The following is a 16,694-nucleotide window of genomic DNA, read 5'->3' as shown; positions in this document are numbered from 1 at the left end:
CACGCAAAAGGGGCAGCCTGAACAGGCTGCCCCTTTTTTCATTCCGGCAGGAAACTCCCCTGCCGGCAAGGCTGACTTAGTTTGCTGCCGGCGCTGGCGCAGCGGCTGGCACGTCGAGCGTGATCGCCTTCAAGCCCAGGATATTGCTGCTGTAGTGGCGGATCTTGTTGGCCAGGGCTGGGTCATTGTTCAGCTTTTGACCGTACGACGGCACCATTTCCACCATCTTGGCTTGCCATTCCGGCGTTGCCAGGCGGCTCTTGAATGCCGTTTGCAGCACCTTGATCATGATCGGCGGCGCGGTCGAGGCGCCTGGCGACGCACCCAGCAGGGCGACGATGCTGCCATCGGCGGCGCCGACGACTTCCGTGCCGAACTGCAGCAAGCCACCTTTTACGGGGTCATCCTTGACGATTTGCACGCGCTGGCCCGCGTTTTGCAAGGTCCAGTCTTCCATCTTGGCGTTCGGCAGATACTCGCGCAAAGTCTTCAGGCGGTCTTCAGGCGTGTTCATGACCTGTTCGACCAGGTATTTCGTCAGCGGAATATTGTCGTAACCGGCTTGCAGCATGGGTTTCACATTGCCAGTGCCGATCGAGGCAGGCAAGTCGATCCACGAACCGTTTTTCAGGAACTTGGTCGAGAAGGTGGCAAACGGGCCAAACAGCAGGGCTTTCTTGCCGTCGATGATGCGCGTGTCCAGGTGCGGCACGGACATCGGCGGCGAACCGACGGACGCCTTGCCGTAGACCTTGGCCGCATGCGCCGCCACCAGTTCCGGATTGGTGGTGACCAGCCATTGGCCGCCCACCGGCACGCCGCCGTAGCCCTTGGCTTCCGGAATGCCCGATTTTTCCAGCAGCGGCAGCGAACCGCCGCCGGCGCCGATGAAGACGAACTTGGCGCGCATGGTCTTTTCCTTGCCGGCGTTCAAGTCTTTCACCGTCACGTTCCATACGCCGTCGGCGCCGCGCTGGATGTTTTCCACCTGGTGGCGCAGGTGCAGGACCATGCCATGGCTGTCCGTCAGGTACTTGACCAGGCCGCGCGTGAGGTTGCCGAAATTGACGTCGGTACCGATTTCCATGCGCGTCGCGGCCACTTTCTGGCCCTTGTCGCGGCCTTGCATCACCAGCGGCGCCCATTGCTCGATCTGCGCCTGGTCTTCCGAGAACAGCATGCCCTTGAACAGGTTTTCCTTTTGCAGCGCGGCGTAGCGCTTCTTCAAAAAGGCAATATTGTCGTCACCCCACACAAACGCCATGTGCGGCACGTTATTGATGAAGGTTTGCGGCGCGCCCAGGTGCCTGTTGGCAACCTGATAAGCCCAGAATTGCTTGGAAATTTCGAATTGCTCGTTGATGGCAACGGCTTTCTTGGTCTCGATGCTGCCATCGGCCGCTTCCGGCGTGTAGTTCAGTTCGGCAAACGCCGAGTGGCCCGTGCCTGCGTTGTTCATCGCATCCGAGCTTTCGGCGGCCACGGAATCGAGGCGCTCAACCATTTCCATCGTCAGCGAGGGATCGAGTTCCTTGAGCATGCTGCCCAGGGTGGCGCTCATGGTGCCGGCGCCGATCAGCAGCACGTCGACCGGTTTTTCGGACGAGGCCGGAGGGGTCTTGTCACATGCCGCCAGGATCAGGCACGACATCAAAAGTAATAGCGATTTACGCATACGTAACTCCGTTTATGAATACTGAAGGATGATTCTTGCGCGCCACCGTGGCGGCACCATCGCCGTATTGAATGAAAAACAGCCGGCCAGCCGGAACGCCAGGGCGGCCGGACAGGTCAATGTCGATGGTGATAGGCATGCTGCCGCGCTCAGGGATATCCCAAGAGCATGATCTGGTGGCAAAGGTGCGGGCAATGGACAGCGCGGACCTCGTTGTCGGCTGAAAAACCGGCAATGAAATCGCCGTCATGTCCAGTGCAAATATCAAGAACGGCGATTTTATCACCGTTATTTGGCGCCGCCGGGCCGTGGCGGTAGTGGATAATACTTACTGCAGGGTATTAAATGACGGTGACTATCGGGTCATGCAAGCGGCCGCCAGACGGCAAAAAGGGCATCCTCGATGCCCTTTATTTATGTACGCGGTACAATGCCGGCTGCCCTTTAGCCATAGTCCTTCAGCCATGTTCAACCCCTCTTCCGACGATGTGCGCCGTTTCTTTTGCGAAACATTGCGCAAGCACCGCGCCCATGAAATCCTCACGCCGATGGAAGCCATTGCGCTCGACTGGATCCTCGAACACCCCGAGTATGAAAACGAGCTCTCCGACGTCGAAGCGGCGCTGGCGCGCGACTATTCCGTCGAAGGGGGACAAGCCAATCCTTTCCTGCACCTGTCCATGCATCTGTCGATCACGGAACAGGTGCAGGTGGATCAGCCGCGCGGCATCCGCCCGGCCGTCCAGCAGCTCACCCAGCGCCTCGATTCGGCCCATGCCGCCCAGCACGAAGTGATGGAATGCCTGGGCCAGATGATCTGGGCATCGCAGCGCTCGGGTTTGCCGCCGGACACGGACGCCTATATCGACTGCGTCCGCCGCCGGTAGGAACACCTGTCAAAACCTGCTGCGCGTCGCGCTTTGCGGCCTGCGATGCTCACCGTACTAGAGTACGGTTGCGCTTCTTAGCCACAAATCGCTGCCGCTCGCTACGGTTTTGCCAGGTGTTGTACCAGTACTACCTCACATCGGTTTTACTGCCTCCTTCATGCGCTGAGGCAAGACCTGTGCCGGCCCTTTGTCCCGCAATCCCAGCACCACCTGCAACGCCATGGCGATGGCGCCGACGATGAAGACCACGTCGCCAAAGGTGCGTATCCAGCGCAGGTTCTGCAACAGCGGCTGCTGCATGAACGCTTCGCTGCGCGCATACCACAGGCCTTCCGTCACGCTGGCGTGGAACTGGATGATGCCAATCGGCAGCAGGCTGGTAAAGATCATCAGCACCAGGCCCGCGTTCAAGCCCCAGAACGCCGTCTTCATCAACGCAGGGCTGAAACGGTAGTCGGGCCGCAGATAGCGCAGCACCAGCAAGGTAAAGCCCAGTGCCAGGAAGCCGTACACGCCGAACAGCGCCGCATGCGCATGCACGGGGGTCGTGTTCAAGCCCTGGATGTAGTACAGCGCGACGGGCGGATTGATCATGAAGCCCAGCACGCCCGCACCCAGCATGTTCCAGAAGGCGACGGCGACAAAGCACATCATGGGCCAACGCAGGTTTTCCATCCATGGCGCGCGTTCCTTCAGGCGCCAGTTTTCCCACGCTTCATGTCCCAGCACGATCAGCGGCACCACTTCCAGCGCGCTGAAACTCGCGCCGATGGCCATCACGGGTGTGGTGGTGCCGGCAAAGTACAGGTGGTGGAAAGTGCCGGGAATCCCGCCCAGCATGAACAGCGAGGCCGACGCCAGGCTGGCCGTCGTGGCCATGCGCACCGACACCAGGCCTAGGGTCGAGAAGATGAAGGCCAGCGCCGTGGTGGCGAACACTTCAAAGAAGCCTTCCACCCACAGGTGCACCACCCACCAGCGCCAGTATTCCATCACCGATAAATGCGTGCGTTCGCCGTAGAACAGGCCGGCGCCATAGAACAGGCCGATGGCGCCCACGGATGCGGTCAAGAGCGCCAGCAAGTTCTTGTCGCCGCCCTTCTGGCACAGGGCCGGTATGACGCCGCGCAACATCAGCACCAGCCACAGCAGGATTCCGACGAATTTGCCGATCTGCCACAAGCGCCCCAGGTCCACATATTCATACCCCTGGTGGCCGAGCCAGAAATTCCACTCGGGCGGCATCACTTGCGCGATGGCCATGTAATTGCCGATAAACGAACCGACGACCACCAGCACCAGGGCCCAGAACAGCACGTCGACGCCCAGGCGCTGCCACCTGGGGTCCTTGCCGCCATTAATCAGGGGCGCCAGGAACAGGCCGGCGGCCAGGAAGCCCGTGGCGATCCAGAACAGCGCGGCCTGGATATGCCAGGTGCGCGTGAGCGCATACGGGAACCAGCGCGACACGTCGATGCCGTAGAACTGCTGCCCTTCCACCGTGTAATGCGCCGTAAAGCCGCCGATGAAGACCTGGAAGATGAACAGGGCCACCACCAGGAACAGGTATTTTCCCAGTCCCCGCTGCGAAGGCGTCAGCGCGAACGTGGTGAGCGGATCGCGCGGACCGGCCGCCGGCAGCGCTTCGTCGTGGTCGCGCAGGAAGGCCCAGCCCCAGACGAGGAAGCCCACGCCGGCCAGCAGCACCACCACGCTGGCGACCGACCAGACGAGGTTTTCGCCGCTGGGCTGGTTGCCGATCAGCGGTTCATGCGGCCAGTTGTTCGTATAGGTCACTTTCTGGCCAGGACGCTCGGTGGCGGCGGCCCATGCCGTCCAGAAGAAGAACTGCGTCATCTGTGCGCGCCGCTCGGCGCTGGGCAAGGTGTTTTCCTTCATGGCGAAATGCTCGCGGCTGGCGTGCAGCGCAGGCGCGTCGGAGAACAGCTGGTCGTAATAGTGCGCCGTGCTGGTGATGGCTTGCACGCGGCGCGGCGACAGGCGCAGCACCTGCGCCTCATCGACCCGGTTGCCGCGGTATTCCAGCCTGAGCGCTTCGCGCAGCGCCGCCTGCGCAGGGCCATCGAGCGCCCCGTACGCCTTGCCATGCTGCTCTTGCGCGGCCAGTTCCAGCCAGGCCGTCAATTCGCGGTGCAGCCAGTCGGCCGTCCAGTCGGGCGCCTGGTAGGCGCCGTGGCCCCAGATCGAACCGAGCTGCATGCCGCCGATGGATTGCCAGGCCGTCTGGCCGTCGAGGATGCCCTCGCGGTCGAACAGTTGCCGGCCATCCTGCGCCAGCACTTGCGCGGGGATAGGCGGCGCCTGCCGGTAGACTTCCGTGCCGTAGTAGCCGAGCAGCGAAAACGTCACGATCAGCACACCGATCAGGGTGAACCAGAGTTTTTTGTACGGACCCATGGGTCATTCCTTTGTCAGTGCACCGCGGCCGGCGCAAAGCGCTCGAACAGGATATTGTTTTCAGTATGGATGTGCGCCATCAGGTCTACACGGAAGGTGCGCAAGCCCGTGTACAGCGCGCGCCAGGTGGTACAGGCGCCGCCAGGGGCGGTGATATCGTTCGTCATTGCCTCCATGGCGCGCAAGGCCACGCCATGGTCGTCATGTTCCATGCGCATGACGTTGATGGGCGCGCCGGCACGCGGGCCCTGGCCGCGCACGATCATCGGGAACAGCACGTCTTCTTCCTTGCGCATATGGCTTTCCAGCTCCTGCGCCATGGCCGACAGGTGTTCCGCCAGCCCGTGCGGACAGTCGGCGCGGTCGCCATGCACCTGCTCGACCTTGCGTGCCAGGCGTATCAGCTCGGGCAGCTGCTCGCGGTGCACGGCGTGGTAGCGCGCCAGCAGGTGCTCCACCAGCTCGGTGGCCGAGGCTTCCTGCCAGTCACGCTCGCCGCTGGCGTCAATCCGTCCTGCCAGCAGTTTCAGTTCCTCGACGATGGGTGCCGCATCCACGCCGGCCGCTTCGGCTGCTGCGCGCAGGGTCTTGTTGCCGCCGCAGCAAAAATCCAGGCGGTGCGCATCGAACAGGCGCGTGGCGCCAGGGATGCGGCGGGCCAGCTGGCCCAGGGATAGCTCGATCATTTCCATAACAGTTCCTTGAGGATGAATAGGTAGATTTATTGCACCGCGCCTGCGTGGTAGACGCCGGGTACGGGTTCGCCCGTCACTTCCAGCACGCCCACGGCGCCCTTGCCGGCGCGCGACAGCGCATGGTCGACCAGCAGGTAGCTGCCGGGGTGCTGTACCTTGAGTTCGACGATGGTCGCGCCGCCCGGTGCCACCAGGGTGGTTTGCACGTCGTGTTTCGGGCTGCTGATCGAGCCTTCGCTGTACACCTTGTCGAAGATCTCGCCGATGATGTGGAACGATGAGATCTTGTTCGGGCCGCCGACGCCGAAATAGATGCGCACCGTCTCGCCCACTTTCGCCTGCAATTTGTGCGTCTTGCTCAAGGCGCCCACTTCGCCATTGAAGACGTAGTAGTCGGGCAGCTCATTGGCCATTTTTTCCAGGTTCGGTTCCTGGTGCACGGGCGCGCCGTGCGGACGGCCCGTGTACATCTCGCCCTGCATCACGTAATACTCGCGGTCCACCTTCGACAAGCCGCCTTCCGGTTCGACCAGGATCATGCCGTACATGCCGGCCGCGATATGCTGCGGCACCAGGGGCGTGGCGCAGTGGTAGACGAACAGGCCCGGATTGAGCGCCTTGAAGGTCACCGTTTTTTCCTGTCCCGGCGCCACCTGCGTGTGCTGTCCGCCGCCATGGCCGCCCGTCACGGCGTGCAGGTCGATCGAGTGGATCATCTTGCTGTCCCTGGCGTTGAACAGGGTCAGTTCGACCGTGTCGCCCACCTTCGCGCGCAGCATCGGACCGGGCACTTGCCGGTTGAAGGTCCAGTAGGTAAAGCTGGTGCCGTCATCGAGCTTGCCCGGCAATTCCACCGTCTCCATGCGGTACTTGAGCAACTGCGGCGCGCGCGCGCCGATGGCGGCGGGCACGGTGGCTGGATTGGCGGCCACGCTGACGGCCGATGGATCGGGACCGCGCATCGGCGACGGTGCGGGCGTGTACAGGGCCAGCGCGGCGGCCTGGCTCGATTCGCTGGCCGCGCTGCCGGCGCCGGCAGCCTTCGGCGCTCCCGCTTCGGCCAGCGAAGTGCCGCTCACGACCAGCTTGCCTTCCATGCCGATCTGGCGGTGGCCGGGAATCGAGCAGTAATAGGTGAACGTACCGGCGCGCGTGACCTTGAAGCGCACGGTGGTGCTGCCGCTATTGGCGCTGAATTTGCTTGAAGCCACGTTCAGTTCGGGGATCAGCAGGTCGTGCTCGGCGCCTTCGCCGCTTTTCAGCACGAGTTCGACCGTTTCCCCCACCTTGGCCGCCAGCACGGGGTTGACCTGGCCCTTGGCGTCGATGAATACCATCTTGCCGTCGACGATATTGGTTTGCAGTTCATAGCGCTTGACCGCAGCGGTGGCAGGTTTGGCGGCAGTGGCGGCAGCGCTGGCAGGCAGGCTCGCCTGGGCCTGCACGGACAGGGGCATGGCCAGGACACAGACGGCGGCGGCAATGGCGCGGAGGGAGGGAGTCGTTTTCATCAAGCTTTCCTTGGTCTTGTATGCCGGTTTGGCACTCATACCTAGGCAAACCGTGTGCCAGGAAAAACTTGTTTTAAATCAACGATTTGAAAAACACAGGGTCGTAATGACCCTTGTTTGCCGTGGTTCGTTGTACCCTGCATGGTACTTATGACCACCACTGCCATCCACCTGCTGCTGCTCACCGACCTGGTCGCCGACCTGCCCGTGGCAGTGCGACTGCAGCGCCTGGTCGGCAGCCTGCGCGCGCACTTCGGCTGCGAAGCCGTGGCCTTGCTCAAGCTCGATGGCGAGCACTTGCGCCCCGTGGCGATGGCCGGCCTGGCTAGCGACGCGCTGGGGCGTCGCTTCGCCGTCGCCGACCATCCGCGTCTGGCCGCCATCCTGCAACGGCGCGGCGTGCTGTGCTTCCATCACGACAGCTCCCTGCCCGATCCCTACGATGGCTTGATCGCCGAGCGGGCCGGCGAGCCGCTGCCCGTGCACGACTGCATGGGCATGGCGCTGGACCTGGAAGGCGAACGCTGGGGTGTGATCACGCTCGACGCCCTGCAGGTAGGCACCTTCGATACGCAAGCGCAGCGCGACCTCGGTGAACTGGCTTGCGCCATCGAGGCGGCCGTGCGCGTGACCCGCCTGGAAACGGAAATCCGCGCCCTGCGCCTGTCGGGCGGCGCCATGCTGGCCGATGCGCAAGCGCCGCGCGAGGAACACGATTTCGTCGGCCAGAGCAGCGCCATCACGCACTTGCTGCACGAATTGCAAGTGGTCGCCGATTCCGAACTGCCCGTGCTGCTGCTGGGAGAGACGGGCGTCGGCAAGGAACTGTGCGCGCACCGCCTGCACCGGCTGTCGCGCCGCGCAGGCAAGCCCTTGATCCATGTCAATTGCGCGGCCTTGCCCGAGTCCCTGGCCGAGAGCGAATTGTTCGGCCATGTACGCGGCGCGTTTTCCGGCGCCGTCAGCGACCGGCCCGGGCGTTTCGAGGCGGCCGAAGGGGGCACCCTGTTTCTCGATGAAGTGGGGGAATTGCCGCTGTCGATACAGGCCAAGCTGCTGCGCACCTTGCAAAATGGCGAAATCCAGCGCCTGGGCGCGGACCGGCCGCGCCGGGTCAACGTGCGCGTGATCGCCGCCACCAACCGCAGCCTGCGCGAACATGTGCGCGACGGCTCGTTCCGCGCCGACCTGTATCACCGCTTGTCCGTGTATCCCGTGCCGATTCCGCCGCTGCGCGAACGGGGCAATGACGTGCTGCTGCTGGCCGGTGGTTTTCTTGAGCTCAACCGCGCGCGCCTGGGCTTGCGCAGCCTGCGCCTGTCCGCCGCGGCCGAAAACGCCCTGTGCCACTACCGCTGGCCGGGTAATGTGCGCGAACTGGAACATGTGATCAGCCGGGCCGCGCTGAAAGCCGTGATCCGCGGTGCGGACCGCAAGGACATCGTGACCCTGGAAACGGATATGCTCGACCTCGATGCGCTGGAGGCGCCGGCCGGCACTGACGCGCAACTGCCTGCGCCGGCTGCGTGCGGAGCACCAGCGGCACCGCTGCTGTCCATGCATCAGATCGTGGAAGCGAGCCAGCGCCAGGCCATCCGGCAAGCGCTGGTGCTACATCAGGATAACTGGGCCGCTGCCGCGCGCCAGTTGGGGCTGGACGCCAGCAATCTACACAAGCTGGCGCGCCGGGTCGGTCTGAAAACCTGAGCCCGGCTAAAACTCAGCGGTGAATGACTAGGGTGGTCGGCAGGCTGTGCAGGTAGGCGGCCAGGTCCTTGATGTCCTGGTTGCTCAGCGGTTTCACCTGGCCCGTCATGATGGCGTTATTGCGGCCATTGGCCTTGTCGCCCCGTTTATACGCCGTCAAGGCGTGTTCCAGGTAATCCTTGTGCTGACCCGCCAATTTCGGATAGGACGGGTCGATGGGCGAACCGTAATCCTTGCCATGGCAGGTGGCGCAGCTGTATTTTTCGGCCAGGGCCTTGCCCGTATTGATATTGCCGGCGGCGCTGGCGGACAACGAGACGGTGGCGCAAACGAGGGCGGCGAGTAGTGTTTTCATCATCTGGCTGCTCCTCAGTTCGGCTTGGCTTGTTGCGCATAATACGCGGCGACATCGGCGATATCCTGGTCCGACAGGCTGCTGGCGATGCCCTTCATGCTGGGGTGCTTGCGATCGCCCTTCTTGTAGGCTTGCAGCGCATTCTCGATATATTTTGCCGGCTGGCCGCCGATCATCGGCACCTGGAACACTTCGGGGAAGGTTGCCTTGTAACCGGGGATGCCATGGCAGCCGATACACATTTCCACCTTGGCAGTCGCTGCCTTGGCGTTTCCTACAATGTCAGCCGCTGTGACGGCATTTGCTATGCCGGCAAGCACGAGAAGTGCAAATATTTTTTTCATAGTGGCAATGTGAACAAAGGTAATCGGAGAAACGCCAGAGCTGGTTTTTATTGATTTTATGTGTTGACAATTAAGGTTGACAATTAATCTGCTGCTTGCCGATTCTAGCCAAGATATTCTTGCAAGTCCACCTATAAAACCCGCATTGTAGGCAGGCAGGCACAGGCCGTCCGCGTGGCAGTGCGCCACAGTTCTGTTTATACTCACCATTTCCCTACTTTGGCAGACCGCTCATGCAAGCACAGCACACCCAGCAAGGCCAACGCTTCGAAGGTTCCGACAGCTATGTCGCCACCGCCGACCTGAAACTGGCCGTGAATGCGGCGCTGACCCTGCAACGCCCGCTGCTGATCAAGGGCGAACCGGGCACGGGCAAGACCATGCTGGCCGAGGAAGTGGCCGCCGCGCTGAACATGCCGCTGATGCAATGGCATATCAAATCGACCACCAAGGCGCAGCAGGGCCTGTACGAATACGACGCCGTCTCGCGCCTGCGCGACTCGCAGCTGGGCGACGAGCGCGTGCGCGACATCCAGAACTACATCGTCAAGGGCGTGCTGTGGCAGGCGTTCACGGCGCCCGAACCGGTGGTGCTCTTGATCGATGAAATCGACAAAGCCGACATCGAATTCCCGAACGACTTGCTGCGCGAACTGGACCGCATGGAATTCTACGTGTATGAGACGCGCGAAATGGTCACGGCGCGCCATCGCCCGCTCGTCATCATCACCTCGAACAACGAAAAGGAACTGCCGGACGCCTTCCTGCGCCGCTGCTTCTTCCATTACATCAAATTCCCGGACAAGGACACGATGGAGCAGATCGTCGCCGTCCACTACCCGCATCTGAAACAGGAATTGCTGGCGCAGGCGCTGCAAACCTTCTATGAAGTGCGCGACGTGCCGGGCCTGAAGAAAAAGCCGTCGACGTCGGAATTCCTCGACTGGCTCAAGCTCCTGCTGGCCGAGGACATCCCCTTTGACGCGCTGCGCAGCAAGGACAACAAGGCCGTCGTGCCGCCGCTGCACGGCGCGCTGCTGAAAAACGAGCAGGACGTGCACCTGTTCGAGCGCCTGATGTTCATGTCGCGCACCAACCGCTAAGGAGCGCCGGTGAACGACATCAGCCCGGACAAGGTCTTCGTCCCCCTGGAACTGCACGGCATCCGCCTCGAAGCGCTGGCGCCGCACCACGCGCCCGGCTTGCGCGCGGCGGCCATGGATGGCGAACTGTGGAACCTGCGCGTCACCTCCGTGCCCGAGCCGGACCAGGTGGACCAGTACATTTTCAAGGGTATCGAGATGCGCCCTTCGCGCTTCGCCTTTGCCGTCATCGACGTGGCCAGCGGCGAGGTGCTCGGCACCACCAGCTACCACGACGTGGTGCCAGCCATCGGACGCCTGGAAATCGGCTACACCTGGTATGCGAAGCGCTGCCAGCGCAGCCACGTCAACACCACCTGCAAATTGCTGCTGCTGGCGCACGCCTTCGACACGCTGGGCTGCGCGCTGGTGGGCCTGCGCACCGACAATTTCAACCATGCTTCGCAGGCGGCCATCGAACGCCTGGGCGCGAAAAAGGATGGCGTGCTGCGCCACCATGCGCTGCGCCGCGACGGCACCGTGCGCGACACGGTCATGTACAGCATCACGCGCGGCGAGTGGCCGGAAATCGCCGCCCATCTGCGCTACAAGCTGGCGCAGCGCCCCATCGCCGCACTGCCTCGCGCAGGCGACGCCGGGGCAGAGGAAGCGCCATGCTGATCGATTTCTTCTTCACGCTCAAGGATGCGAAGATTCCCGTCTCGATCAAGGAATTTTTGACCCTGCTCGAAGCGCTGCAAAAGAACGTCATCGACGCCTCGATGGACGATTTTTACTATCTGGCGCGCCTGACCCTGGTCAAGGACGAAGCCCATTTCGACAAGTTCGACCGCGCGTTTGCCCAGTACTTCAAGGGCGTCAACGCTGCCTTCGACACGAATGCGGCGATTCCCCTCGACTGGCTGCTCAAGCGCATGCAGCACGAGCTGTCCGAGGAGCAGAAGGCGCAGCTGGAGAAATTCGGCTACGACAAGCTGATGGACCGCCTGAACGAGCTGCTGAAGGAGCAGAAGGAGCGCCACGAGGGCGGCAGCAAGTGGATCGGCACGGGCGGCACGTCGCCGTTCGGCAATGGCGGCACGAACCCGGAAGGCATCCGCATCGGCGGCAAGGGTGGCAACCGCACGGCAGTGAAAGTGTGGGAAGCGCGCAGCTACAAGGATTACGACGGCGAGCGCGAACTGGGCACGCGCAACATCAAGGTGGCCTTGCGCCGCCTGCGCAAGTTCGCGCGCGAAGGCGCGGAAGATGAATTGGCGCTCGACGCCACCATCGCCGCCACAGCCAATAACGCCGGCTATCTGGATATCAAAATGCGGCCAGAGCGCAAGAACCGCATCAAGGTGCTGATGTTGCTCGACGTGGGTGGCAGCATGGACGACCATATCGAGCGCACCGAGGAACTGTTTTCGGCGGCGAAAACGGAATTCAAGAACATGGAGTTCTTTTACTTCCATAACTGCGTCTACGACTACCTGTGGAAGAACAACCGGCGCCGTAACGCCGAGCGTTTTCCCACATGGGATGTGCTGCGCAAGTACCCGCCCGACACCAAGCTGATTTTCGTCGGCGACGCCACCATGAGCCCTTATGAAATCCTGCAACCGGGCGGCAGCGTCGAATACAACAACGAGGAAGCGGGATCGACGTGGCTGGCGCGCTTTACCCAGGCATTCCCGAAATTCATCTGGCTCAATCCCGAATCGGAGGGATTGTGGCAATACCGCCAGTCGATCGGCGTGATGCGGCAGTTGATGAACAACCGCATGTTCCCGCTGTCGATCGACGGGCTGGAACGGGGCATGCGTCTGCTCAGTAAATAAAAGCACGCAACAAAAAGTCCATGGCGGCAGGGGGCCGCCATGCCGTACACTGCGACACGGCACTACCGTGCGGAGCATCTCCGCTGCGGGCGGGTACCATACGCTGATACCAGCCCTGCCCAACCTGCTGCATCCTGTGCGCGGCCGCCATGGTCGCGACACTGTTCGATTGCGCACATCGTGCGCGCCTTCTGCTCCGGTAGAATCGGCGCATCGCTCTGCGCAAACCATGCACCATCGCTGCACCACGACATTGCCGCGCCAGCCCCCGTGCTGCCGGCCGGTGCCAGCGCCATTTTCAAAGGAATGAGCATGCAAAGTCTGATCTCGATCGCCGCCGACCTGTCCTGGCCGTTCGCCATTACCCTGGCCTGGGTGGTGGGCGAATTCGGCCACCGCTGGACTGGCCTGCCGCGCATCAGTTTTTACGGCGTGATCGGTTTCGTCCTCGCGCAAACGCAGGTGGGCATCCTGCCGCAGACGGACGCGGGCCCGATGCTGGTGCTGGCCGACGTGGCCTTCGGCCTGATCCTGTTCGAGGTGGGCTACCGCATCAACCTGCGCTGGCTGAAGAACAACCCGTGGATCGCCGTCACGGGCCTGGTCGAATCCTTGCTGACCTTTGCCGTCGTCTACTTCATCGGCATCGAATTCGGTTCCACCTCGATGACGGCGCTGCTGCTGGCGTCCCTGGCCATGTCCACCTCGCCGGCCACCATCATGCGCGTCATCAACGAGGAACGCAGCTCGGGCCAGGTCACGGAACGCATCGTCCACCTCACCGCCCTCAATTGCGTACTGGCCGTCTTCACGTTCAACATCATCGTCGGCTTCTGGATGTTCCAGAGCTCCACCGACCTGATCGAGGCGAGCAGCAGCAGCGCCGCCGTGCTGGCCGCTTCCGTGGCCGCCGGCACCGTCTTCGGCATCGTCGTGCCGGCCATGCTGCGCCGCCTGGGCAATATGGCGCAGGATGCCACCGTGGCCTTCGCGCTGTCGGTGATGCTGCTCGTCGCCCTCACCTACACTACCAGCCTGTCGCCGTTGCTGGCCACCCTCACCTTCGGCCTGGTGGCGCGCCACCGCCGTGTCGCCTTCAGCCAGGCGCAGCGCAATTTCGGCGCGCTCGGCGAGCTGCTGACGGTGCTGCTGTTCGTGTATGCCGCCTCGACCCTGGAATGGGCCAGCGTGGCTGCCGGCGCGGGCCTGGCCCTGGCCGTCGTCGGCGGGCGATTGCTGACGAAAGTCGTCGGCGTGGCCGCGTTCTCGCATGTCAGCGGTATTTCCTGGCGCAAGGGCGTGCTGACGGGCGTGGCGCTGACGCCCGTCTCCGTCTTCATCATCCTCCTGCTGGAACACGCGCGCCAGCATGGCGTGAACTTCGGCGACGAATTGAACGCCCTGGCCGCCATCACCCTGGGCCTGGAACTGGTCGGCCCCGTGCTGGTGCAGCGCGTGCTGATGCTGGCCAAAGAAACCCACGAAATCAAGGAGCGCTAAATGCCGCTGGAACCCTTTGGCCAATCGGCCGCGCTGACCTTCGGCGTCGAACTCGAACTGCAACTGGTGAACCTGTCGGACTATGACTTGACGGCCGCCAGCCCCGACCTGCTGCATCTGCTGAACAAAAAACCGTTCCCCGGCAACGTCACGCCGGAAATCACCGAGAGCATGATCGAGATCAACTCGAGCGTGCACACGCATCACGGCCCCCTGCTGGAGCAGCTGCAGGAAATCCGCGACACCTTGATCACGGCCGGCGACAAGCTCAATATCGGCATCGCGGGCGGCGGCACGCACCCGTTCCAGCAATGGTCGTCGCAAAAGATCTTTTCCAAGCCCCGCTTCCAGGAGATTTCGGAACTGTACGGCTACCTGGCCAAGCAATTCACCATCTTCGGCCAGCACGTGCACATCGGCTGCGCCTCGGGCGACGACGCCATGTTCCTGCTGCATTCGCTGAACCGCTACATCCCCCACTTCATCGCCCTGTCGGCATCCTCGCCCTACGTGCAGGGACGCGACACCCTGTTCGATTCGGCCCGCCTCAATTCCGTGTTCGCATTTCCCATGAGCGGGCGCGCGCCGTTCACCCTGAGCTGGGACCAGTTCTCCAACGAGTATTTCGCCAAGATGGAGAACACGGGCATCATCAAGAGCATGAAGGATTTTTACTGGGATATCCGTCCCAAGCCGGAATTCGGCACCATCGAACTGCGCGTGTGCGACACGCCGCTGACGGTGGAACGGGCCGCCGCGCTGGCCGCCTACCTGCAAGCGCTGTGCCGCTACCTGCTCGAACGCCGCGAAACCCCGCCAGTGGAAGACGATTATCTCGTATATAACTACAACCGCTTCCAGGCTTGCCGCTTCGGCCTCGATGGCGCCATCACGCATCCGAAAACCTACGAAACGATGTCGCTGCGCGAAGACATCATGACCACCCTGCGCAAGATGGAACCGCACGCCGAGGCGCTGGGCAGCACGCCAGCCCTGAAACACCTGTCGGACGTGGCCAAGCAATGGAGCGACGCGCAATACCTGCGCAAGCAGCACAGCTTGCAGGGCAGTGCCGAGGGCATGGTCGATTCGGCGATCCGATGTTTTCGCGGTGAACCGATGAACTATTGACGCTGTCCGGTCCAGCCAACGTCGCGTCCATGGGGTCTGACCCGCCGGGTCAGACCCCAGCATTCAACAACGTCAAACCCAAAAAACCACACCCCATCTCCCCATCGTTTACAGCCGCCGCCACCGCTTGTTACAATAAGTGAGAATGATTCTTATTATTGTTTAAAAACACCAGCCCACCCGGGCCGGCCATGCAAGGGGAATGCGATGCCGCTGGCAGAGCCGCTACAACGCCAGGACATCGCGACACTGTACGCCGACCATCACGGCTGGCTGCAGGGCTGGCTGCGCAAGAAGCTGGGCAGCACGGCATGCGCGGCCGACGTGGCGCACGACACCTTCATGCGCCTGCTCGACCGCGAAGACGCCGTCGCCGCGCGCGAGCCGCGCGCCTTTCTCGCCACCGTCGCGCAGCGCGTGCTGTTCAACCACTACCGCCGTCAGAAACTCGAAGAGGCTTACCTCGACGTGCAGGCGCAACTGCCGCCCCGGCATGCGCCATCGCCAGAGGAGCGGGCACTGCTGCTGGCGACCGTGTTTGAACTCGACCGCATGCTTGACGGCTTGCCGCCTCCCGTGAAACGGGCTTTTTTACTACGCCAGCTCGACGAGCTGCCGCAGGAAGACATCGCGCACCAGCTCGGCATCTCGCTGGCCACGGTAAAACGCCACCTGCAGCGGGCCGGCCGCGCCACACAGGCGTGGCAGCAGTTGCAAACGCAGCATGAACACCTGCCGCCCGCCATGCACGCCACCCTGCTGCGCGCCTGCGTGCAAGCGAATGCGCCGCGCCGCCATGCCGTCAAGACCCTGGCCCTGCTGCTGGCCTGCGGCGCCTCGCTGTATGCGTTTGAGCGCCGCAGCCCATGGCGCGGCTGGATGGCCGATTACCGCACGGCAGTCAACCAGCGCCGCATGGTGACCCTCGATGACGGCACCCAACTCACGCTCAACACCGGCAGCGCCGTGAACATCGCTTACGACGGCGAGCGGCGCAGCATCGAACTGCTGGCCGGCGAAATCTTCATCGCCACCGGCATAGATGCAGCGCGGCGCCCCTTCTTCGTCGCCACGCCGCATGGCAGCCTGCAGGCACTGGGCACGCGCTTCACCGTGCGCCTGCACGATGATTATGCCAGCGCCGGCGTGCTCGAAGGGGCCGTCGCCGTGCTGGCCAGCGACGGCGCCCAGCGTCTGGTGCTGCATCCCGGCGAAGGTGCCCATTTCGACAGCAACAGCCATCATCGCCAGGCGCTGGCGCCATATGGCGGCGCCTGGCTCGACGGCATGCTGGTGGCGCGCGACATGCGCCTGGCCGATTTCCTCGCCGAGCTGGCGCGCTACAGCGAGCATCCGCTGGCCTGCGCGCCCGGCATCGCCGACCTGCGCGTCTCCGGTTCCTACCCGCTGGCCAATGTCGGCGCCATCCTCGACGCCGTCAGCGCCAGCCTGCAATTGCGGCGCAATACCGTCACGCGCTTCTGGGGTCAGCAAGTCGTCAGGATCGAACTGGTGGCCCGCTGAATTAAATTTTCTGCAAAG

The 16,694-nt window shown here is 63.0% G+C and carries 15 protein-coding genes and 1 pseudogene; 9 read left to right on the top strand and 7 right to left on the bottom strand.

From position 1 onward, the window contains the following. Positions 1-76 precede the first annotated feature (76 nt). A complete protein-coding gene (gene mqo / locus O3301_RS21265; protein WP_305057425.1) occupies positions 77-1,675 on the bottom strand; it encodes a malate dehydrogenase (quinone) in 1,599 nt (532 codons plus the stop codon). Then, positions 1,668-1,925 (bottom strand): hypothetical protein, encoded by a 258-nt coding sequence (locus tag O3301_RS21260; protein ID WP_305054025.1) that lies wholly within the window; start codon positions 1,923-1,925, stop codon positions 1,668-1,670. Before O3301_RS21260 ends, mqo begins: the two co-directional genes overlap by 8 nt. Before the next feature lie 214 nt (positions 1,926-2,139). On the opposite strand from O3301_RS21260, the gene O3301_RS21255 reads away from it, so the two are divergent. Continuing rightward, on the top strand, positions 2,140-2,562 hold the full coding sequence (locus O3301_RS21255) for a DUF1841 family protein (RefSeq protein ID WP_034780276.1): 423 nt from the start codon (positions 2,140-2,142) through the stop codon (positions 2,560-2,562). 135 nt (positions 2,563-2,697) lie between these two features. Here O3301_RS21255 and O3301_RS21250 read toward each other — a convergent pair whose 3' ends face one another. From O3301_RS21250 to nirK, 3 genes are read right to left on the bottom strand one after another with little or no spacing between them, the layout of a single operon-like run. Next, positions 2,698-4,983 (bottom strand): nitric-oxide reductase large subunit, encoded by a 2,286-nt coding sequence (locus O3301_RS21250; RefSeq protein WP_305057424.1) that lies wholly within the window; start codon positions 4,981-4,983, stop codon positions 2,698-2,700. Between the two features lie 14 nt (positions 4,984-4,997). Further along, positions 4,998-5,675 carry an iron-sulfur cluster repair protein YtfE gene (ytfE, locus tag O3301_RS21245; RefSeq protein WP_305057423.1) on the bottom strand — a complete coding sequence of 226 codons (678 nt, stop codon included), beginning with the start codon at positions 5,673-5,675 and terminating at the stop codon, positions 4,998-5,000. Positions 5,676-5,704: 29 nt separating this feature from the next. Beyond that, entirely contained in the window at positions 5,705-7,189 is a 1,485-nt protein-coding gene (gene nirK / locus O3301_RS21240; protein WP_305057422.1) for a copper-containing nitrite reductase, read from the bottom strand. A 150-nt stretch (positions 7,190-7,339) separates the two neighbouring features. Between nirK and norR the strand changes: the two genes are divergently transcribed. Continuing rightward, positions 7,340-8,896 carry a nitric oxide reductase transcriptional regulator NorR gene (gene norR / locus O3301_RS21235; RefSeq protein WP_305057421.1) on the top strand — a complete coding sequence of 519 codons (1,557 nt, stop codon included), beginning with the start codon at positions 7,340-7,342 and terminating at the stop codon, positions 8,894-8,896. A gap of 13 nt (positions 8,897-8,909) precedes the next feature. On the opposite strand, the gene O3301_RS21230 is transcribed toward norR, so the two are convergent. Together O3301_RS21230 and O3301_RS21225 are read right to left on the bottom strand one after the other, a co-directional pair. Then, entirely contained in the window at positions 8,910-9,251 is a 342-nt protein-coding gene (locus O3301_RS21230) for a cytochrome c (protein WP_215409088.1), read from the bottom strand. Positions 9,252-9,265: 14 nt separating this feature from the next. Next, positions 9,266-9,595 (bottom strand): cytochrome c, encoded by a 330-nt coding sequence (locus tag O3301_RS21225; RefSeq protein WP_092796428.1) that lies wholly within the window; start codon positions 9,593-9,595, stop codon positions 9,266-9,268. 233 nt (positions 9,596-9,828) lie between these two features. Here O3301_RS21225 and O3301_RS21220 point away from each other — a divergent pair, with 233 nt between their 5' ends. The 7 genes and pseudogenes from O3301_RS21220 to O3301_RS21190 all read left to right on the top strand — a co-directional run bounded on the left by O3301_RS21220 (position 9,829) and on the right by O3301_RS21190 (position 16,676). After that, entirely contained in the window at positions 9,829-10,698 is an 870-nt protein-coding gene (locus tag O3301_RS21220; RefSeq protein WP_034780284.1) for a MoxR family ATPase, read from the top strand. A 9-nt stretch (positions 10,699-10,707) separates the two neighbouring features. Then, positions 10,708-11,358, top strand: coding sequence for a GNAT family N-acetyltransferase (locus tag O3301_RS21215; protein ID WP_305057420.1), 651 nt, complete (start codon positions 10,708-10,710; stop codon positions 11,356-11,358). Continuing rightward, a complete protein-coding gene (locus tag O3301_RS21210) occupies positions 11,352-12,521 on the top strand; it encodes a VWA domain-containing protein (protein WP_305057419.1) in 1,170 nt (389 codons plus the stop codon). The genes O3301_RS21215 and O3301_RS21210 overlap by 7 nt, the downstream gene beginning before the upstream one ends. Positions 12,522-12,833: 312 nt before the next feature. Next, positions 12,834-14,021, top strand: a complete 1,188-nt coding sequence (locus O3301_RS21205) for a cation:proton antiporter (RefSeq protein ID WP_034780723.1) — start codon at positions 12,834-12,836, stop codon at positions 14,019-14,021. Further along, the gene (locus tag O3301_RS21200; protein WP_034780287.1) at positions 14,022-15,152 is read left to right on the top strand and encodes a YbdK family carboxylate-amine ligase; all 1,131 of its coding nucleotides are present in this window, start codon (positions 14,022-14,024) and stop codon (positions 15,150-15,152) included. It abuts the gene before it with no gap. Between the two features lie 207 nt (positions 15,153-15,359). After that, positions 15,360-15,839, top strand: a pseudogene (locus tag O3301_RS21195) (sigma-70 family RNA polymerase sigma factor); the annotation flags it as partial. A 57-nt stretch (positions 15,840-15,896) separates the two neighbouring features. Beyond that, complete coding sequence (locus O3301_RS21190; protein ID WP_369812223.1) at positions 15,897-16,676, top strand: FecR family protein; 780 nt, start codon at positions 15,897-15,899, stop codon at positions 16,674-16,676. Positions 16,677-16,694: the final 18 nt, after the last annotated feature.

Source organism: Janthinobacterium sp. SUN211 (genome assembly GCF_030587315.1).
GTDB lineage: Bacteria > Pseudomonadota > Gammaproteobacteria > Burkholderiales > Burkholderiaceae_D > Janthinobacterium > Janthinobacterium kumbetense.
The sequence above is the reverse complement of the archived record's forward strand: the minus strand, read 5'-3'. Positions and strand labels throughout refer to the sequence as shown.